Source organism: Streptomyces sp. NPDC001594 (assembly GCF_042893675.1).
Taxonomy (GTDB): Bacteria; Actinomycetota; Actinomycetes; order Streptomycetales; family Streptomycetaceae; genus Streptomyces.
In genome coordinates this window covers 1-18,961 of sequence record NZ_JBIAVB010000027.1, presented here as the reverse complement: position 1 = coordinate 18,961, position 18,961 = coordinate 1, and the positions used below count along the sequence as shown (strand labels likewise).

General features: G+C 73.2%; 18 protein-coding genes, 1 pseudogene and 1 riboswitch. Of the genes and pseudogenes, 8 read left to right on the top strand and 11 right to left on the bottom strand.

Translation table 11 applies throughout. The features are described from left to right. Nucleotides 1–72 precede the first annotated feature (72 nt). Nucleotides 73–351, bottom strand: a complete 279-nt coding sequence (locus tag ACFY0O_RS35665; protein ID WP_045950714.1) for a ubiquitin-like small modifier protein 1 — start codon at nucleotides 349–351, stop codon at nucleotides 73–75. Nucleotides 352–387: 36 nt separating this feature from the next. After that, the gene (gene thrC / locus ACFY0O_RS35660) at nucleotides 388–1,713 is read right to left on the bottom strand and encodes a threonine synthase (protein WP_388954735.1); all 1,326 of its coding nucleotides are present in this window, start codon (nucleotides 1,711–1,713) and stop codon (nucleotides 388–390) included. Further along, nucleotides 1,707–1,845, bottom strand: a riboswitch (SAM riboswitch). Its footprint overlaps the gene before it by 7 nt. Nucleotides 1,846–2,048: 203 nt before the next feature. Between thrC and ACFY0O_RS35655 the strand changes: the two genes are divergently transcribed. Next, nucleotides 2,049–2,999, top strand: a complete 951-nt coding sequence (locus ACFY0O_RS35655; protein ID WP_388954732.1) for a glucosyl-3-phosphoglycerate synthase — start codon at nucleotides 2,049–2,051, stop codon at nucleotides 2,997–2,999. 115 nt (nucleotides 3,000–3,114) lie between these two features. Beyond that, on the top strand, nucleotides 3,115–4,575 hold the full coding sequence (locus ACFY0O_RS35650; RefSeq protein ID WP_388954730.1) for a trehalose-6-phosphate synthase: 1,461 nt from the start codon (nucleotides 3,115–3,117) through the stop codon (nucleotides 4,573–4,575). Nucleotides 4,576–4,832: 257 nt separating this feature from the next. Here ACFY0O_RS35650 and ACFY0O_RS35645 read toward each other — a convergent pair. From ACFY0O_RS35645 to ACFY0O_RS35630, 4 genes and pseudogenes are all read right to left on the bottom strand, one after another. Next, nucleotides 4,833–4,988 (bottom strand): annotated as a pseudogene (locus ACFY0O_RS35645) (transcriptional regulator); the annotation flags it as partial. A gap of 49 nt (nucleotides 4,989–5,037) precedes the next feature. Beyond that, complete coding sequence (gene otsB, locus ACFY0O_RS35640) at nucleotides 5,038–5,892, bottom strand: trehalose-phosphatase (RefSeq protein WP_388954727.1); 855 nt, start codon at nucleotides 5,890–5,892, stop codon at nucleotides 5,038–5,040. A gap of 56 nt (nucleotides 5,893–5,948) precedes the next feature. Continuing rightward, nucleotides 5,949–6,188: a DUF3263 domain-containing protein gene (locus tag ACFY0O_RS35635; protein WP_388954882.1), complete on the bottom strand. Its 240-nt coding sequence runs from the start codon at nucleotides 6,186–6,188 to the stop codon at nucleotides 5,949–5,951. Nucleotides 6,189–6,380: 192 nt separating this feature from the next. After that, the gene (locus ACFY0O_RS35630) at nucleotides 6,381–7,622 is read right to left on the bottom strand and encodes an extracellular solute-binding protein (protein ID WP_388954879.1); all 1,242 of its coding nucleotides are present in this window, start codon (nucleotides 7,620–7,622) and stop codon (nucleotides 6,381–6,383) included. A 284-nt stretch (nucleotides 7,623–7,906) separates the two neighbouring features. Here ACFY0O_RS35630 and ACFY0O_RS35625 point away from each other — a divergent pair, with 284 nt between their 5' ends. From ACFY0O_RS35625 to ACFY0O_RS35615, 3 genes are all read left to right on the top strand, one after another. Beyond that, nucleotides 7,907–8,866 carry an ROK family protein gene (locus tag ACFY0O_RS35625; protein ID WP_388954876.1) on the top strand — a complete coding sequence of 320 codons (960 nt, stop codon included), beginning with the start codon at nucleotides 7,907–7,909 and terminating at the stop codon, nucleotides 8,864–8,866. Then, on the top strand, nucleotides 8,866–10,017 hold the full coding sequence (nagA, locus tag ACFY0O_RS35620; protein WP_388954725.1) for an N-acetylglucosamine-6-phosphate deacetylase: 1,152 nt from the start codon (nucleotides 8,866–8,868) through the stop codon (nucleotides 10,015–10,017). Before ACFY0O_RS35625 ends, nagA begins: the two co-directional genes overlap by 1 nt. Nucleotides 10,018–10,121: 104 nt before the next feature. Continuing rightward, entirely contained in the window at nucleotides 10,122–11,048 is a 927-nt protein-coding gene (locus ACFY0O_RS35615) for a 1-phosphofructokinase family hexose kinase (RefSeq protein WP_388954723.1), read from the top strand. Here ACFY0O_RS35615 and ACFY0O_RS35610 read toward each other — a convergent pair whose 3' ends face one another. Both ACFY0O_RS35610 and cdgB read right to left on the bottom strand, forming a co-directional pair. After that, nucleotides 11,049–12,068 carry a CBM35 domain-containing protein gene (locus tag ACFY0O_RS35610; protein WP_388954721.1) on the bottom strand — a complete coding sequence of 340 codons (1,020 nt, stop codon included), beginning with the start codon at nucleotides 12,066–12,068 and terminating at the stop codon, nucleotides 11,049–11,051. A 68-nt stretch (nucleotides 12,069–12,136) separates the two neighbouring features. Next, complete coding sequence (gene cdgB / locus ACFY0O_RS35605; protein ID WP_388954719.1) at nucleotides 12,137–13,870, bottom strand: diguanylate cyclase CdgB; 1,734 nt, start codon at nucleotides 13,868–13,870, stop codon at nucleotides 12,137–12,139. A 302-nt stretch (nucleotides 13,871–14,172) separates the two neighbouring features. Here cdgB and ACFY0O_RS35600 point away from each other — a divergent pair, with 302 nt between their 5' ends. After that, nucleotides 14,173–14,754: a flavin reductase family protein gene (locus ACFY0O_RS35600; protein WP_388954717.1), complete on the top strand. Its 582-nt coding sequence runs from the start codon at nucleotides 14,173–14,175 to the stop codon at nucleotides 14,752–14,754. A gap of 56 nt (nucleotides 14,755–14,810) precedes the next feature. Here ACFY0O_RS35600 and arfB read toward each other — a convergent pair whose 3' ends face one another. Continuing rightward, nucleotides 14,811–15,236: an alternative ribosome rescue aminoacyl-tRNA hydrolase ArfB gene (gene arfB / locus ACFY0O_RS35595; protein ID WP_358895944.1), complete on the bottom strand. Its 426-nt coding sequence runs from the start codon at nucleotides 15,234–15,236 to the stop codon at nucleotides 14,811–14,813. Between the two features lie 174 nt (nucleotides 15,237–15,410). Between arfB and ACFY0O_RS35590 the strand changes: the two genes are divergently transcribed. Continuing rightward, a complete protein-coding gene (locus ACFY0O_RS35590) occupies nucleotides 15,411–15,986 on the top strand; it encodes a TerD family protein (RefSeq protein WP_045952052.1) in 576 nt (191 codons plus the stop codon). A gap of 92 nt (nucleotides 15,987–16,078) precedes the next feature. Further along, complete coding sequence (locus tag ACFY0O_RS35585) at nucleotides 16,079–16,588, top strand: GNAT family N-acetyltransferase (protein WP_358895942.1); 510 nt, start codon at nucleotides 16,079–16,081, stop codon at nucleotides 16,586–16,588. On the opposite strand, the gene ACFY0O_RS35580 is transcribed toward ACFY0O_RS35585, so the two are convergent. Both ACFY0O_RS35580 and ACFY0O_RS35575 read right to left on the bottom strand, forming a co-directional pair. Continuing rightward, nucleotides 16,585–18,000, bottom strand: a complete 1,416-nt coding sequence (locus ACFY0O_RS35580) for a M1 family metallopeptidase (protein WP_388954713.1) — start codon at nucleotides 17,998–18,000, stop codon at nucleotides 16,585–16,587. The genes ACFY0O_RS35585 and ACFY0O_RS35580 overlap by 4 nt on opposite strands. Nucleotides 18,001–18,010: 10 nt before the next feature. Further along, nucleotides 18,011–18,538: a heme-binding protein gene (locus tag ACFY0O_RS35575; protein WP_388954710.1), complete on the bottom strand. Its 528-nt coding sequence runs from the start codon at nucleotides 18,536–18,538 to the stop codon at nucleotides 18,011–18,013. Between the last annotated feature and the right edge of the window lie 423 nt (nucleotides 18,539–18,961).

Below are 18,961 nucleotides of genomic sequence, written 5' to 3'. Positions count from 1 at the left end.
CAATCAAGCAGAATTGCCCCCTCCGCTTCTAGCGGAGGGGGCAATTCTGATTACTTCCGGGCGCGCGACGGCTCAGCAGCCGCCGGCGACGGCGGGGATGATCGAGACGCCCGCGCCGTCCGGCGTCGCCGTCTGCAGGCCGCCCTCGAAGCGCACGTCGTCGTCGTTGACGTAGACGTTCACGAAGCGGCGCAGCTTGCCCTGGTCGTCCAGGACGCGCGCGGCGATGCCCGGGTGGTTCGCCTCCAGGGAGTCGATCACCTCGGCCAGGGTCGCGCCCTCGGCCGGGACCTCGGCGGCGCCGCCGGTGTAGGTGCGCAGGATGGTGGGGATGCGGACGTTGACGCTCATGGCGCTACCGCCTTTCCGTGTAGTGCGAGGGAAGGGTCAGGCCAGGCCGGCGGCGCGGAACGCGTCCAGGCTCGGGCGGATGGTGGCGGTCTGGCCGGTGCCGGCCACCGCCTCCAGGGTCTTGAGGCCGTCACCGGTGTTCAGGACCACGGTGGTCAGCGAGGGGTCCAGGACCCCGTTCTCGATGAGCTTCTTCGTCACGCCGACGGTCACGCCGCCCGCGGTCTCGGCGAAGATGCCCTCGGTCTGCGCCAGGATCCGGATCGCCTCGACGACCTGCTCGTCGTCGACGTCCTCGACGAAGCCGCCGGTGCGGCGGGCGATGTCGAGCACGTACGGGCCGTCCGCCGGGTTGCCGATGGCCAGGGACTTGGCGATCGTGTTCGGCTTCTGCGGGCGCACCACGTCGTGGCCGGCCTTGAAGGCCGTGGACACCGGGGAGCAGCCCTCGGCCTGGGCGCCGAAGATCCTGTACGGCTTGTCCTCGACCAGGCCGAGCTTGATCAGCTCCTGCAGACCCTTGTCGATCTTCGTGAGCTGCGAACCGGACGCGATCGGGATGACGAGCTGGTCGGGCAGCTGCCAGCCGAGCTGCTCGCAGATCTCGTAGGCGAGCGTCTTGGAGCCCTCGCCGTAGTACGGGCGCAGGTTGACGTTGACGAAGCCCCAGCCCTCGCCCAGCGGGTCGCCGATGAGCTCGGAGCAGAAGCGGTTCACGTCGTCGTAGTTGCCCTCGATGCCGACCAGGTCGCCACCGTAGACACCGGCCATGACGACCTTGCCCTGCTCCAGGTCGTGCGGGATGAAGACGCAGGACCGGAAGCCGGCGCGGGCGGCCGCGGCGCCGACGGCGCCGGCCAGGTTGCCGGTGGAGGAGCAGGAGAGGGTGGTGTAGCCGAACGCGCGGGCGGCCTCGACGGCGATGGCCACGACGCGGTCCTTGAAGGAGTGCGTCGGGTTGCCGGAGTCGTCCTTGACGTAGAGCTTGCCGGTGACGCCCAGCTCCTTGGCCAGGTTCTGCGCGTCCACGAGCTTGGTGAAGCCCGGGTTCAGGCTCGGCTTGGAGGCCACGTCGGCGGGGACGGGCAGCAGCGGCGCGTACCGCCAGATGTTGTTCGGGCCGGCCTCGATCGCCGCGCGCAGGGCCTCCGGGTCACCGGCGGGCAGCTCGTACGCCACCTCCAGCGGACCGAAACACTCGACGCAGGCGAAGATGGGGCCGAGCTCGAAACGGGTGCCGCACTCACGACAGGAAAGGCCGGTGGCGGGGCCGAGGTCGACGGACCCGGCGGTCTCGGATCCCGGAGCGGCAGAGGTGGCGACAGACTGTGCAGCCATGATGGCGAGGCCCTTTCTCCTCATCTTCCCCATGGCGCACTTCGCCATGAGACGGAATTGGCACCTTCCCTAGCCGGGGCCCCGCGCGAGCGAGAACCGACTGGAGGGTTGCCGGGGCTTCAACGGGCCGTGTCCCTCTGCCCCTCTGGATGAGCGGTATGGCACCGGCACACGCGCTCGAAGGCGCGCCGGTGCGTTTGTCGCGAGGCCCCCGGCATGCGGTGGACCTTCGCGTTGTTCAAGACTGTAACCGAAGGGGCGGTGGGTTGAGACAGCCGTCCGAACCGCGAGATGGATCACGATTCGGCCGAAAACCGCCGGGTCTGATGCCGCCGCCGAGTAGCCAGGGAGTGCTGAGAGTGCTGGATGAGGTGGAGCGCTGGCTGGCCGACCGCTCCTGGTCCGCCGCCGACCGACCGCTCGACCAGCTCCTCGAGCGCAAACGGGCGGCCGGGACCACCGTGAGCGTGGTGCTGCCGGCCCTCGACGAGGAAGCCACGGTCGGGGAGATCGTGCGGGTGATCCGGCGCGACCTGATCGAGGGCCTGCCGGTGCCGCTGGTCGACGAGCTGGTCGTCGTGGACTCCGGGTCCACCGACCGGACCGCCGAGGTCGCGGCCAAGGCCGGCGCCCGGGTGGTGCACCGCGACGAGATCCTGCCCCGGCTGCCCGCCGTGCGCGGCAAGGGCGAGGTGCTGTGGCGCTCGCTGCTGGCCACCACCGGCGAGATCGTCTGCTTCGTCGACGCCGACCTGCGCGACTTCTCGTCCGCGTTCGTCTCCGGCATCGTCGGCCCGCTGCTCACCGACCCGCAGGTGCAGTTCGTCAAGGCCATGTACGACCGCCCGCTGGGGGACGCGCCCGGCCAGGGCGGCCGCGTCACCGAGCTGGTGGCCCGCCCGCTGCTCAACCTCCACTGGCCGCAGCTGGCCGGCTTCGTCCAGCCCCTGGGCGGCGAGTACGCCGTACGCCGCTCCCTGCTGGAACGTCTCCCCTTCCCCGTCGGGTACGGGGTCGAGCTCGGCCTGCTCGTCGACGCCCTGCACACCGTCGGACTCGACGCGATGGCCCAGGTCGACGTCGGGGTCCGGCTGCACAAGCACCAGAGCGGGCAGGCACTGGGCCGGATGGCCGCCGCGATCTACCGCACCGCGCAGCTGCGGCTCTCGCGCGGCCATCTCGTACGGCCGGAGCTCATCCAGTTCGAGAGGGGGCCGGACGGGTTCGTTCCGCGCAGCCACTCCGTGGACACGGAGGAGCGGCCGCCGATGCTGGAGATAGGGGAGTACGCGGTCCGGCGCGTGGCGTGAGCGTCCGCGGACGGGCTGCGGCTGGGCTGAGGGCGGGCTGCGGCTTGACCAGCACGTGACGAATCGGGCATTTCCCGGACGTTTGAGCGAGGAGGCGCCGGGCTAGGTTCGCGACATGGCTTCTCAGGTACTCGTCGCCGCCAACCGCGGCCCGCTCTCGTACGCCCTCGCCGCCGACGGCAGCCTCAGCGCCCGGCGCGGCGGGGGCGGTCTCGTCTCCGGCCTGTCCGCGGCGCTCGCGGCGCAGCCGGAGGCCCTGTGGATCTGCGCGGCCCTCTCCGACGCCGACCGCGAAGCGGTCCGGCGGGGGATCTCCGAGCCGGGCGTGCGGATGCTGGACATCGACCCGGCGGTGTACGACGACGCGTACAACGGCATCGCGAACTCGGTGCTCTGGTTCACCCACCACCACCTCTACGACGTCCCCCGCGAGCCCGTCTTCGACGCGGAGTTCCGGCGGCGCTGGGACTCGTACACCGCCTACAACCAGGCCTTCGCCGAAGCCCTGGCCGAGGAGGCCGCGCCGGGCGCCCGCGTCCTCGTCCAGGACTACCACCTGGCCCTGGTCCCGGGGGCCCTGCGGGAGCTGCGCCCCGACCTGCGGATCGCGCACTTCACGCACACCCCGTGGGCCTCCCCCGACGTGCTGCACATGCTCCCGGACGACATCCGCAGCCGGCTGGTGTGGGGCATGCTCGGCGCCGACCAGCTGGGCTTCCACACGGCGGCGTGGGCCGCCGCCTTCATCAGCTGCGCCACGGTGGACGACGTGCACGGGGTCGCGGACGGCTTCGTCCCCCGCGAGGAGCACCAGGGCGGGGTGCACCACCGCAGGCTGACGGAAGACGGCCGGTACGGGGAGACGCGCTTCACCGGGGTCGGCCAGTATCCCCTGGGTGTGGACGGAGACGACCTGCGCGCCCTGGCCCACCGGCCGGAGGTCGACGAGAAGCTGGCCGCGCTGCGGGCGGAGGTGGGGGATCGGAAGACGATCGTCCGGGTGGACCGCACGGAGCTGTCGAAGAACATCCTCCGGGGCCTCCTCGCCTACCGGGAGCTGCTGACCGCCCACCCGGAGTGGCGCGGCCGGGTGGTCCACCTGGCGTCGGCCTACCCGTCCCGCCAGGACCTGGAGGTCTACCGCACCTACACGGCGTCGGTCGCCGCGCTCGCGGAGGAGATCAACGCCGAGTTCGGGACGGAGGACTGGCAGCCGGTCCTCCTCTCCGTCCAGGACGACTTCGCCCGCTCCCTGGCGGCGTACCGGATGGCGGACGTGGCGCTGATCAACCCGGTGCGGGACGGCATGAACCTGGTCGCCAAGGAGATCCCGGTGGTGTCGGAGGCGGGTTGCGTCCTGGTCCTGTCGACGGGGGCGGGGGCGTACGAGGAGCTCCGCCTGGACGCCCTGACGGTCAACCCGTACGACGTCACGGCGACGGCCGAGGCCCTGCACGCGGCCCTGACGATGCCGGGGGAGGAACGCGCGGCACGCACGAAGCGCCTGGCGGCAGCCGCCACGGCCCTCCCCCCGACGAGCTGGTTCACGGCCCAGCTGGAGGCGCTGGGGGAGTAAAGCGGGGCCGGGGCACTGGACGCCGCCGGGGGCGCGGGCCCGCCATCTCCTCCGCGAGGCGTCCCGGCCGCCCGGCGCCTGCCCACCCGCCTCCCTGGGTGCGGGGCGGTGGGCGGGGGGCGGTTCCCGCCGGGCGGTGGCGAGCAGCTGACCGGGACGGGGCGATGGTCGGGGCGGCGACGGAGCAGTCGGTGCGGGACGTGGTTCCCGTCAGTGAGCAGGCGACTACGGGGACGCAACATCCCACTCTTGCGCGCTTAGTTGGCCACGCTCAGGACGTCTGCCAACTGCCTCAGGCCTGGCGGATGGTTCGGGCCGGCCCAGAGGTCCGACACGATCGCCACGGCCAAGGTGTGATAGCGCATCCACCCCGGCGCCACCTTGCGCAGCCTCTCCAACTCCTTCACCGCTCCCCAGCAGCCGCGCGCCAGCCCCCGGCGGGGAACAGCGGCCCCCGGCCCCCTAGCCGCGCAGCTCCTCCGCCAGGCGGGCCAGGAACGCCGCCACCGCGCCCGGGCCCGGGAGGACCAGGTCGGCGCGGGCCGCGAGTTCCGGGACTTCCGCCGAGCCGCTGCACAGCAGGAGGCCCGGGAGGCCCTCCGCCCGGCGCTTCTCGACCGCCGAGTACGCCGCGAGGTCGCCCAGGTCGTCGCCCGCGTACAGGACCGGCCCCGCGTCCCGTTCCCGGAGGAACTCGGTCAGTGCGACGCCCTTGTCCATCCCCGGCGGGCGCAGTTCCAGGACGGCGCGCCCCGGCTCGACGATCAGGCCGTGGCGGGCGGCGAGCTCCGCGAGGGGTTCGCGCAGGGCCTCGAACGCCGCCTCGGGGTCCTCGGCCCGGCGGGTGTGGACGGCGAGGGCCCGGCCCTTCTCCTCGATCCAGGTCCCGCGCCACGCCCCGATGGCGTCGAGGAAGCCTGGCAGCTCGGCCCGTACCGCCGCCACGCCGGGGTGTGGGGCGGGGGCGTGCACGACGCCGGTGACGGCGTCCCACCGCTCGGCCCCGTAGTGGCCGAGGACGACGAGGTGCTCCAGGCCGGGGACCCCGGCGAAGCCCCCGTAGCGGACGGCGACCCCGGCCGGGCGGCCGGTGACCACGGCCACGGCCTCCACCCGCGGGGCGAGTGCGGCCAGCGCGGGGACGGTGTCGGGGTGCGCGCGGGCCTGGTCGGGGTCGGGGACGATGTCGGCGAGGGTGCCGTCGAAGTCGAGGGCGACGACGGCTCTGCCGGGGTCGCGGAGGAGGGCTTCGAGTCCCTCGCGTCCGGCGGCGGTGGCGGGCACGGGCATCGGCGGCTGGTGCGGATGGCTCCCCATGCCGACGACCCTACCGGCGTCGCGGCCACGCCGCCCAGACCCCCTCCGCCGGGGGTCTACCGCCGGGCCCGCTGGGCCTCGCGGATGCGGCGGAGGCGGTTGACGGTGCCGGGGGCGTGGGCGAGGGCGCGGGGGTCGTCCATGAGGGCGTTGAGGAGCTGGTAGTAGCGCACGGGGCTCAGGCCGAGCCCCTCGCGTATCGCGCGCTCCTTGGCGCCGGGGCCGGGCCAGCTGCGGCCCTCGTAGGCGAGCACGGCGGCCTCGGCATCGCTCAGGCGGGCCTCGGCATCGCTCAGGCGGGCCTCCGCGTCGGTCAGGCGGGCCTCCGCGTCGGTCAGGCGGGCCTCCGCGTCGGTCAGGCGGGCCTCGGGCGGCTGCTCCGCCGCCCCGCCCGTCTCACCCGTCTGGCCGCCGTCCGTCATACCGCCACACTAACCGGCCCCGCCGACAGCACCCGGTCCGGTGCGGGGCCGGACGGCCCCGGCGGGCTACTTCTCGCCGTCCGCCTTGCGGGCCGAGTCCGCTATCTGTTCCAGGACCTTCGCCGGCTGGCCGCCCGGCTGGACCGCCTTGCCGATGTTCTGCTTGATGTCCTCGCTGACCCCGGCCCAGGACTTCTTGCCCGCCGGGTAGAGGCGGGAGTTCGGGAGGGCGGTGAGGAAGGTGCGCAGCTGGGTGGCCTGGCCGCCGGGCGCGGACTCCATGGCGCGGTAGCCGCTGGTGGTGACGGGCAGGAGGTCGTACTGGCTGGTGAAGGTGGTCACGTTCTTCGCCGAGTACAGCTGGTCGAGGAACTTGCCGGCCTCCTTCCTGTGCCCGTTCTTGAAGGCCATGACCCAGTCCGCGACGCCCATGGTGGAGTGGTCGGTGCCGTCGGCGGTCGGCATGGCGACCATGCCGAACTTCACGCCCTTCCCGGCGGCCTGCTTCAGCAGCGTCGGGTGGCCGTTGAGCATGCCGACCTCGCCGCGCGTGAAGGCGTCGAAGGCGGCCTGGCGGTCGAGCTTGCCCGGTTCGACGGGGCCGGTGAGGCCCTGGCCGACCATGCGGTCGCGGAGGAACTCGAAGGTCTTGACGTTCTCCGGGGAGTCGATCGCGTAGGCCTCTTCGTTGTCGGTGTAGCCGCCTCCGCCGGAGAGCAGCCACATCATCGTCTCGGCCTGGGCCTCCTCGCGGCCCAGCGGCAGGGCGAAGGGGGTGGGGACGCCCGCGCCCTTGAGCTTCTTCGCCGCCGCCTCGACCTCGGCCCAGCTCTTGGGCTGCCAGGGGGTCGAGCCGTCCTTGGGGATGATCCCGGCGTCGCCGAGGAGCTTGGTGTTGTAGAAGAGCAGCCGCGTGCTGGCGACGAAGGGCATGCCGTACTGGACGCGGCGGACCTTGCCGGCGTCGGCGAGCGGGGCGAGGAAGTCGGCCTCGGTCTTGACGGAGAGCAGCTCGTCGGCGGTGTAGAGCTTGCCGGCCTCGGCGTAGTCGGCGTAGGCGCCGATCTGGGCGATGTCGGGGGCCTTGCCGGCCTTGACCATCGCGGCGACCTTGGCGTCGACCTCCGACCACGAGTAGACGCTGACCTCGACCTTGACGCCGGGGTTGTCCTTCTCGAAGGCGGTGGCGAGGTTCTTCCAGTAGCCGGTGGAGGAGTTCTGCGGATTGTCGCCGTAGTCGGCCGCCACGACCCGGAGGGTCACCTCGTTGTTCCCGGAGAGGCCCGGCACGGCTCCACAGCCGGTCAGCGCCGCTCCGGTGAGCAGCAGTGCGGCGCCGGTCGCGGCCAGCCTCTGGTAACGGCCCTTCACAGTTCTCGATCCACCCCAGGTTGTACGTACGATCCACGTAAGGTCTACACCACTTTGGCGGCTCCTCCACATCCGGAACGGCCTCACGCGCGGACTGTTTCCAAACCGTCTCGTAGCGGGGCCCGCGGACGCCTTCCGGATTTGTATGGCCGCTCAACAATCCCGCCCAATGGACTAGACCTTTCCCCTTCGAGCACGCGAGACTGTCTTCTGTGAAACCCGTGAAACACGTCATCGCCCTCGATGTGGGCGGCACCGGGATGAAGGCCGCCCTCATCGCCGACTGGGGGCACCACCCAGCGGTAGCTGGGGGAGGCACCCTGCTGCACGAGGCGCGCCGCGCCACCGGCCGCGAGCGGGGCGCCGACGCCGTCGTCGAGACGATCCTGGACTTCGCGGCCGAGCTCCTCGACCTCGGCCGGGACCGCTTCGGCACAGCCGCCTCGGCCGCCGGCGTCGCGGTCCCCGGCATCGTCGACGCCGAGCGCGGCACCGCCGTGTACGCGGCGAACCTGGGCTGGCGCGACGTACCCCTGCGGGAGCTGCTCGCCGCACGCCTGGGCGGCATCCCGGTGGCCCTGGGCCACGACGTCCGCACGGGCGGGCTCGCCGAGGGCCGCATCGGCGCCGGCCGCGGCGCCGACCGCTTCCTGTTCGTCCCCCTCGGCACGGGCATCGCCGGCGCCATCGGCATCGCCGGCCGAATCGAGGCCGGCGCCCACGGCTACGCCGGGGAGATCGGCCACATCGTGGTCCGCCCCGGCGGCCCCGCCTGCGGCTGCGGCCAGTACGGCTGCCTGGAGACCCTCGCCTCCGCCTCCGCCGTCTCGCGCGCCTGGGCGGCCGCCTCCGGCGACCCCGAGGCCGACGCCGCCGACTGCGCCAAGGCCGTGGAGTCCGGCGACGCCCGGGCCGAGGAGGTCTGGCAGGCCGCGATCGGCGCCCTCGCCGACGGGCTGGTCACCGCCGTCACGCTGCTGGACCCGAGCACGCTGATCATCGGCGGCGGGCTCGCCGAGGCCGGGGAAACCCTGTTCACACCACTGCGGACCGCCGTCGGGGAACGCGTGACGTTCCAGCGGCTGCCCGAGATCGTTCCGGCCGCCCTCGGGGACACCGCCGGATGCCTGGGCGCAGGGCTGCTCGCCTGGGACCTACTCGCCACGGAGGTACCTGCCTGATGTCCGGACGCGCACAGAGCACCGTTCTCTCCGGCGCCAGGGTGGTGCTGCCCACCGGGATCGTCGCGGGCGGCCGCGTCATCGTCGAGGGCGCCCGGATCGCCGGCAGCGCCCACGAGGACACCGCACGCGTGGACCTCTCCGGCCACTGGATCGTCCCCGGCTTCGTGGACATGCACAACCACGGCGGCGGCGGCGCCTCCTTCACCTCCGGCACCGCCGAGGAGGTCCTCACCGGCGTCCGCACCCACCGCGAGCACGGCACCACCACCCTCGTCGCCTCCACCGTCACCGGCGACCTCGACGAACTGGCCCGCCGGGCGGCGCTGCTCGCCGAACTCACCCAGCAGGGCGAGATCGCCGGCGTCCACTTCGAGGGCCCGTTCATCAACCCCTGCCGCAAGGGCGCGCACAAGGAGGACCTGCTGCGCGACCCCGACCCGGCCGAGGTCCGCAAGCTGGTCGACGCCGCGCACGGCGCCGCCCGCATGGTCACCCTCGCCACCGAGCTGCCGGGCGGCCTGGACTCCGTGCGCCTGCTCGCCGAACACGGCGTCATCGCGGCCGTCGGCCACACCGACTCCACCTACGACCAGACGGTCCAGGCCATCGAGGCGGGTGCGACCGTCGCCACCCACCTGTACAACGCGATGCCCGGCCTGGAGCACCGCGCCCCGGGCCCGATCGCGGCGCTGCTGGAGGACGAGCGGGTCACCGTCGAGCTGATCAACGACGGCACCCACCTGCACCCGGCGATGCTGGAGCTGGCCTTCCACCACGCGGGCGCCGACCGCGTCGCGCTGATCACCGACGCGATGGACGCGGCCGGGTTCGGGGACGGCACCTATCACCTGGGCCCGCTGGAGGTGGAGGTCAAGGGCGGCGTCGCCCGGCTCGTGGAGGGCGGCTCCATCGCCGGCTCCACCCTCACCCTCGACACCGCCTTCAAGCGGTCGGTGACCGTCGACCGGCTGCCCGTCGAGTCCGTGGTGCAGGCGATCTCCGCCAACCCGGCGAAGCTGCTGGGCCTGTACGACGAGGTGGGCTCGCTGGAGCCCGGCAAGTACGCCGACCTGGTGGTCCTGGATGCGGAGTTCGACGTCAAGGGCGTCATGCGACGGGGCGAATGGATCGTCAGCCCGCTGGGCTGAACCGGCCTTTCGGCCACGACGGCACGAGGCGTCCGGCCCGGAGGACTGGGCTGGCCGCCCTCCATTTGGCATGATCCCGGCACACACCAAGACCGGGGCTGGCCATGATCCTCACCGTGACGCTCAACACCGCGCTCGACGTCACCCACCGGGTGCCGCGACTGCTGCCGCACACCTCCCACCGGGTGACCGCCGTCACCGAACGCGCCGGCGGCAAGGGGCTGAACGTGGCCCGGGTGCTCGCCGCGCTCGGCCACGAGGTGACGGCGACGGGCTTCGCGGGCGGCCCGGCCGGCGCGGTCGTACGGGACCTCCTCGCCGGGTCCCCCGGCGTGGTGGACGCCCTGGTCCCCTGCGCCGGCACCACCCGCCGCACCCTGGCGGTCGTCGACGAGAGCACCGGCGACACCACCCAGTTCAACGAACCCGGCCCGCAGATCTCGGCCGCCGAATGGTCGGCCTTCCTCACCCGCTACACCGAACTCGCCGCCGGTGCCCGCGCGGTGGCCCTGTGCGGGAGCCTGCCGCCGGGCGTGCCGGTCGGGGCGTACGCGACCCTGGTCCGGGCCGCCCGCGCGGCCGGCGCCCCCGTGCTCCTCGACACCAGCGGCGAGGCCCTGCGCCGGGGCGTCGCCGCCCGGCCGGAGATCATCAAGCCGAACGCGGCGGAGCTCGCCGAGCTGACGGGCTCGCGCGACCCGCTCCCCGCCACCCGCGACGCCCGCCGCCGGGGCGCCCACGCGGTGGTCACCTCCCTGGGCCCCGAGGGCCTCCTGGCCGCCACCCCGGACGGCACCTGGCAGGCCACCCCGCCCCGCACCCTGCGCGGCAACCCGACGGGCGCGGGCGACTCGGCGGTGGCGGGCCTGCTGTCCGCCCTGGCGGAGGACCTCCCCTGGCCGGACCGCCTCACCCGCGCGGTGGCCCTGTCGACGGCGACCGTCCACGCCCCGACGGCCGGAGAGTTCGACCCCCGCACCTACGCGGAGGTACGGGGGTCGGTGCGGGTCACGGCCGTCCCGGCGGCCTAGCTACAGCGGCTCCAGCCAGAGCTGGTCGATGATGATCTCGCACTGGTTGCCCGTCTCGCAGGAGATCTTGACGGTGTTCGTGCCCTTCTTCAGCTCCACGTTGGAGTGGGTGTAGGTCCACTTGTCCCACTCGCCCGGCTTGGCGTTGGAGAAGTTGTTCATGTTTATCGGGCGGCTCTGCTGCTCGCCGTTGACGGTCAGCGTGGTGCTCGCGGGCTTGCCCGGCACCGCGTAGCTGATCTTCAGCTTGTAGGTGGCCGCCGACGGCACGTCCAGCGTCCAGGTCAGCGCCGCGCCGGCCTGGTTGAAGTTGCCGACGTACTGGCCGCCCGAGCTCTTGGCGCCCTGCACCGTGTTCTGCAGGGTCGCGCCACCGGTCAGGGCCATGCCGGCACCGGCGGCCTCGCCCTTGGGCAGCGGGGTCTTCGAGGGCTCCGGCGAGCCGCCCGTGTCGCCCGAGGGCTGGCCGCCCTTCGGCGGGACCGGCTGCTGGGACGCGGAGGACTGGTTCTTCTTGCCCTTGTCGTCGTCCTTGCCGAAGACGACGGCCGCGCCGATGCCGATGCCGACCGCGGCCACCACGGCGACCGCCGCGATCAGCACGCCCTTGCGGCTGGAGCCGCCGCCGTTGCCGCGGCCACGGCCGCCTCCGGGGCTCATCTGCTGCGTCTGCGGCGGCGACGGCTGCTGCGGGACCCCGTAGCCGTTGGCCTGGAGGGCCTCGGGGGCCTGGTACTGGGCCTGGTAGGCCTGCGGGGGCTGCTGCTGGGGGACGGCGCCGCGCTGGCCGCCGTACGTCCGCTCGCCGACCGTGCGCACCTGGTTGTACGAGGTCCGGGGGACCCCGGGCTGCGCGCCGGGCTGCCCTCCGCCCGCGGGGCCGGGGTAGCCGTATCCGCCGCCCTGACCGGGCGGGGTGGCTCCGGCGGCCTGGCCGTCCGCGTAGAGGTAGCCGAACGGGTCGTCGTCCTCGGGCTGGTTCGCCCCACCGTGCGGGCCGTTGTTCGCGGGCGTCGTCATCGCAGGTCACTCCTTTCGACCCACGGGAGCCTACCCCGAACACGTGCGCACACGGGTGGCCGATCCGATCACCCGGCCCGGCGGTGGGCCTTGGAGCGGGACCTCTTCTCGATGTACATCCGCTGGTCGGCGGAGCGCAGCACCTCGTCCGCGGACATCCCGCAGCTGGCCCAGCCGATGCCGAAACTCGCCCCGACGCGCACGGCCCGCCCGTCCACCCGGATCGGCGGGATGATCGCGTTGCGCAGCCGGACGGCGAGATCGGCGGCGTCGGCCGCGCCCAGGCCGTCGGCGAGGACGACGAACTCGTCCCCGCCGAGCCGGGCCACCGTGTCCCCGTCCCGGACGCCCGTGGTCAGCCGGCGGGCCACCTCGATCAGGACGGCGTCGCCCGTGTGGTGCCCGAACCGGTCGTTGATCGACTTGAAGCCGTCGAGGTCGCAGAAGAGGACCGCGAGCCCCTTGGTGCCGTCGTCGATGTCCGAGGCGGGCGCCGCCGTGTGCACGTGGTGGTCGTACGGGCCCTCGGGCTGCCCCGGGAAGCCGCCGGGGAAGTCGAAGCCCTCGCCGCCGGGCCCCGGCCCCGGGCCCGGTCCCGCGGTGGCGGCGGGCGCGGTGTAGCCGTCGTAGCCGTGCTCGCCGGGGCCGACGCCCGCGCCGACGCCCTCCGGCCGGCCCTCGAAGGCCGCGTCGAGGGCCTCCACCGCCCCGGCCCGCACCGACTGGGGCCGCCGGCACAGCCGGGCGCCGAGGCGGGCACGCAGCTCGGCGCTGTTGGGCAGGCCGGTGAGGGAGTCGTGGCTGGCGCGGTGCGCGAGCTGGAGCTCGTGCCGCTTGCGCTCCTCGATGTCCTCGACGTGGGTCAGCAGGAACCGGGGCCCGTCGGCGGCGTCGGCCACGACGGAGTTGCGCAGGCTCACCCACACGTACGTGCCGTCACGCCGCCCCAGCCGCAGCTCGGCCCGGCCGCCCTCGGCGGAGGTGCGCAGCAGCGTCCCGATGTCCTCGGGGTGGACGAGGTCGGAGAAGGAGTAGCGGCGCAGGACGGAGGCGGGCCGCCCGAGCAGCCGGCACAGGGCGTCGTTGGTGCGCAGCAGCCGGCCGTGCTGGTCGCCGCCCATCTCGGCGATGGCCATGCCGCTGGGGGCGTACTCGAAGGCCTGCCGGAACGACTCTTCGCTGGCCCGCAGCGCCTGCTGCTCGCGCTCCAGCCGGACCAGGGCCCGCTGCATGTTCGCGCGCAGGCGCGCGTTGCTGATCGCAATGGCCGCCTGGAAGGCGTACATCTGGAGCGCCTCGCGGCCCCAGGCGCCGGGGCGGCGGCCGTTGCGCGGTCTGTCCACCGAAATGACACCCAGGAGTTCCCCGCCCGTCGCATACATGGGGGCGTAGAGCCGGTCCTCGGGGTGCCACTCGTCCTCGAAGCGCGGATCGGGTCCGTCCGTGTGCCACTGGGGGACGTCGTCCTCCAGCAGGACCCAGCCCTCGGTGTGCGGGATGAAGCGCAGGCCGTCCCAGTCCGCGCCCATGGTCAGGCGGCGCTCCCAGGCGGCGCGGGAGCCGACGCGGCCGGTGATCAGGGCTTCGGCGGCGGGGTCGCCGGCGAAGGCGGCGACGACGAGATCCCCGTCAGGGCGTACGAGGTTGACGCAGGCGAGCTCGTAGCCGAGTCCGCGCACGATGCCGTCCACGACGGTCTGCAGAGTGTCCGCCAGGCTCCGGGCCGTGTTGAGCTCGGCCACCACCTGGTGCAGCTGCCGCAGGGTCGCAAGACGGACGTACGGCTCCGACTCGGTCTCCATTGCTCGCTCTCCCCGAGACCTCGACAGCAACTCCAGGTTTGTCATCGGCGTTTCGTTGCGGTGTCCCGTCCACTGAATCACAGTGAGCTGTGCGGCAGGTACACAGGGTCAACAAATCTTGCCCTCTGTGACTCAAGTCACATGAGATGAATACTGCGGTGGCGTAGGCGCGTTGAGGACGGAGGACCTTCCCCCTCCTTCCCTCGCGCAAACGATACGCCGGGCCTAGGCCCTACGGCGGGGACACGGCTCGGACCAGCGTCCGATGCGCGGCGCGGGGGGACCGCACTAGCGTGCGGTACGTGCCGAAGACGACCCCCGCACCCCAGCCCTACGCCCCGGACGCGTCCCTCTCCCCCCATCCTGAGGGGGTGAGCAACGACGAGTTCCGCGCCGCCATGTCCCGGCTGGCGGCGGGCGTGTGCCTGATCACCGCCCACGAACCGCCCCTGACCGCCGGCGGGCCGCGCGGCGAGGACGTGGGCATGACCGCCACCGCCTTCATGTCGGTGTCCCTGGACCCGCCGCTGGTCCTGGTCAGCGTCCGCGAGGGCTCCCGGATGGACGACCTGCTGGCCGAGCAGCCCCTGTGGGCGGTTTCCGTCCTCGCGGACAGCCAGCTCCAGGTCGCGAGCCGCTTCTCGATGAAGGGCCGGATCAGCGACCGGCTCCTGTTCGCCGACCTCCCGCACGAACGCGGCGCCGCCTCGGGGGCCCCGCTGCTCTCGGGGGCCCTGGCCACCCTGGAGTGCCGTACCCGCTCCCGGGTCCCGGCGGGCGACCACACGCTGGTCATCGGCCACGTCCTGACGGCCTCGTTCCCGTCGCCGGACGCCGAGCCCCTGACGTACTTCCGCGGCCGCTACCGCCACCTGCGGCCGTAGGGCGCGGGGACGGGGGCGGGGGCGGGGGCTGGCGCGGGGACGGGCGCGGGGCGGGCCTACCAGTCGCGGGAGCTGCGCCCCCGCTTCGTCTCGCCGCGCGCCTTCTTCTCCCGCAGCCGCCGCTCGTTGATCCCGCGCGGGATCCGCGTCGCCCGGCGGACCTTCGGCGGGGCCGCCGTCGCCTCCGCCAGCACCGCCGCCATCCGCACCAGCGCCATCTCCCGGTTGCGGTACTGCGACCGGTGCTCGGACGCCCGCACCGTCAGCACCCCGTCCACCAGCCGCCCGGCGAGCCGCTCCAGCGCGCGGTCCTTCCACACCTGCGGCAGCGCCTTCGTCGCCGCCACGTCGAACAGCAGCTCCACCCGCGAGTCCGAGGTGTTCACGTGCTGCCCGCCCGGCCCGGAGGAACGCGAGAACCGCCAGGCGAGCTCCGCCTCGGGGAGCACGACCGCACCGCGGATGACATAGGGACCAGGCATGCCCCCTATGATCCGCCCCCGCCCCGCCCCCGTCACCCTCATTTCCCGCCCCGGGCACCCCCGCGGAACCCCCCTGGAACCTCCACGCCCCCTCCCCGCGTTATGAAGGGCAGCGGTAGCTTGGCCCCACATCGGGACCGAGCACCCGGAACGTCGAGGAAGGACACCAGTCACATGGCAGTAAGCCTGTCCAAGGGCGGCAACATCTCGCTCTCGAAGGAGGCCCCCGGCCTCAGCGCCGTCACGGTCGGCCTCGGCTGGGACGTCCGCACGACGACCGGTGTCGACTTCGACCTCGACGCCTCCGCCATCGCCGTGGACGCGACGGGCAAGGTCGTCTCCGACGGCCACTTCGTCTTCTTCAACAACAAGTCCACCCCGGACCAGACCATCGTCCACACCGGCGACAACCGCACCGGCGAGGGCTCCGGCGACGACGAGTCCATCAAGGTCAACCTCGCCGGCCTGCCCGCCAGCGTCGACAAGATCGTCTTCCCGGTCTCCATCTACGACGCCGACTCCCGCAGCCAGAACTTCGGCCAGGTCCGCAACGCGTACATCCGCGTCGTCAACCAGGCCGGCGGCGCCGAGATCGCCCGCTACGACCTCTCCGAGGACGCCGCGACCGAGACCGCCATGGTCTTCGGCGAGCTCTACCGCAACGGCGCCGAGTGGAAGTTCCGTGCCGTCGGCCAGGGCTACGCCTCCGGCCTCACGGGCATCGCCCAGGACTTCGGCGTCAACGTCTGACCCAGGGGCCCCAGGGCCCAAGGGCACCGCGCGGCCCCTTCCCCAGCCGTCCCGGGGAAGGGCCCGCGCCCGCCTTCGCTACCGTTCCACGGGTGATCCTCCAGCCCCTCACCCCCGTCGACGGCGCCCTCCCCGGCCCCGTCCTCACCGAGATCGCCGCCCTCTACGCGACCAACCGCGCCTTCTTCGAGTTGAGCGGCGACTTCCCCGACCCGACGCGCATCACCGTCGAACAGGTCGCCACCGCCCTCGCCGACGAACTCGCCCCCGACGGCGCCGAGGTCCTCCTCGCCCGCTCCGCCGGCCGCCTCGTCGGCCTCGCCGCCACCCTCGCCCACCACCCCGACCCCGCCGACCCCGACCCGTGGATCGGACTGCTCCTCATCGACGCCACCGCACACCGCGAGGGCCACGGCCGCACCCTCACCCGTCTCGTCGAGGACAGGTTCCGCACCGCGGGGCGCACCGCCGTACGCCTCGCCGTCCTGGAGGACAACACCCCGGCCCTCGCCTTCTGGCAGGCCCAGGGCTACACCGCACTGCGCCACGCCCACGACCGCGAACACGGCCGCCCCTGCCTGGTGATGCGCAAACCCCTCTAGCCCTTCGGCCGGGCGTCCCCGTAAAGCCAGACGTCCCACACCTTCTTCAGATCCACACCCGTACGCCGCTGCGCGTACGCGGTGAAGTCGGCCGTGCTCACGTTCCCGTAGCGGTGATCGGCGGCCCACCCCCGCAGCAGGTCGAAGAACTTCTCGTCCCCCACCTCCTGCCGGATCCGGTGCAGCACCATCGCACCCCGGTAATAGACCGGTTCATCGGAAATGTGCTCCGCACCCGGCGGCGAAGCCGGCGGAAAAGCCGCCCAGTCGGCACCGGCATGAGCGTCGACCGACGTGTCCCCGGCCACGAACGCCTCGAACCGCCGCTGCGCGCTCACACCCCCGTGGGACTCCGCCCACAACCACTCCGCGTACGTGGCGAACCCCTCGTTCAGCCACATGTCCTTCCAGGACTTCGGCGACACCGAATCCCCGAACCACTGGTGCGCCAGCTCGTGCAGCACCAGCTCCTCGTCGGGCGCACCCGGGTACACCGGCTTCGTCTGCGTCTCCAGCGCGTACCCCAGCGACCGCGCCGGCATCACGATCGACCCGACCGTCCCGAACGGATACGGCCCGAACCTCGCACTCCCCCACTCCACCATCTCCGGCACCCGCGCCAGCACCGCACGGGACGCCTCCTCCTCCCCCGGCGACACGGCCTGGTAGACCGACACCCCCGAAGCGGTCCGCCCGGTCGTCACCTTGAACTTCCCCACGGCGACCGTCGCCAGATAGCTCGCCATCGGCTCCGCACTCCGCCAAGCGAACGCGGTCCGCCCGCCCCCGACGTCCCGCCGGGAGAGCAACTCCCCGTTCGACACGGCCTCGTACCCGGCCGGAACGGTCACCGTGACGTCGTACGCGGCCTTGTCACTGGGATGGTGGTTGCCCGGGAACCAGCCCATCGACCCCACCGGCTCGCCGACACCGACCGCGGCCCCGCCCTCGGCCGTGATCCAGCCCTCCTTGGAACCGTCCGGATCGACCAGCGCCTTCGGCCGGCCGCCGTAGTCGACCCTGGTCCGGAAGACCTCGCCCTTGCGCAGGTCCTTCGCCGGACGCACCGTCAGCTCGTTGCCGCTGCGGTTGTAGCGCGCCGCCGCACCCTGCACGTCCACGCCCTCGACCTTCATCCCGCTGAAGTCGAGGTTGAACGAACTGAGCCCCTGCTCGGCCCGCGCCGTGATCAACGCCGTCCCCCGCAGCTCCCCGCCGGCCGGGTCGTACGTCAGGTCCAGCGCGTAGTGCTCGACCTGGTACCCGCCGTTGCCCGCCCGCGGAAAATACGGATCCCGCAGCCCCGACGCACCAGGCCGCCCCTGCACCGTCGCCCCCGTGCACCCCGCGGTGAGGGCGATCAGGACGGCGAGGGCGGGGGCGGCGAGGCGGCCGAGCGTGCGGAGTTCCACACGCCCGAGGTTACTTGTCCAGGGCCTCGACACCGGCCTTGGCGAACTTCTCGTCCAGGTCACCGCTCGGCGCACCGGCCACACCGATACCGGCGACGGGCGCACCGCCGGCCTGCACCGGGGTACCGCCCGCGAGGAACAGGGTGCCCGGGATGTCCTTCAGGTTCGGGGCCTGCGCGAGCCGGCCGGCCAGCACCGAGGTCGGGGCGTTCCAGGACACGGCGGTGAAGGCCTTGCGCTGGGCGGACTCGTACGACTGCGGGCCCGCACCGTCACCGCGCAGGGTGACGATGGTGTTGCCGTTGCGGTCCACCACGGCGACCGTGACCTTCTGGTTCTCCTTCTCGGCGGCCTTCAGCGCGGCCTGCGCGGCGCGTGCGGCGGCGTCGACGGTCAGGTGGGTCGAGGTGGTGAAGTTGTCGCTCTTGACCTCGTCCTTCTTGGCAGGGGTGGCGCTCGCGCTGACGGCCCCGAAGGTCCCGGCGCCGAGAACGACGGCGAGGGCGGTACCGGTGAGGACGCGGGTACGGGTGTTCATCACTGCTCCTGGTGGTCTCGACTGGCTCCCTCCAACCATCACCGCCACCCCCACCCCACCCCGTCCCCGTACCGGCTCGTCCCACCGACCACACCGGTTGACCCGGGAGTCATCCGATCGGCCGATGCGGCAGGGCCAGCCGCCCGGTTTCGTGGGCCTTCCCGGCCCCCCGGCCGGGGGCGGGGACGGGGTGGGGTGTCGTCCGGGGCCAAAACGAGATGACTTCGGCGCCATGCACCGCCGGACCACTCCGACCCGGCCCGGAGCGCCGAACATCGAAGCCCGCCCCGGACGACACCCCACCCCGGCCCCCCCCCCCGCCCCCAGGGCCCCCCCCACCCCCCCGCCCCGGCCACCCCCCCCCCCCCCGCCCCCCCCCCCCCCCCCCCCCCCCCCGCCCGGGCAAAGCCCCCCGGCACCCCC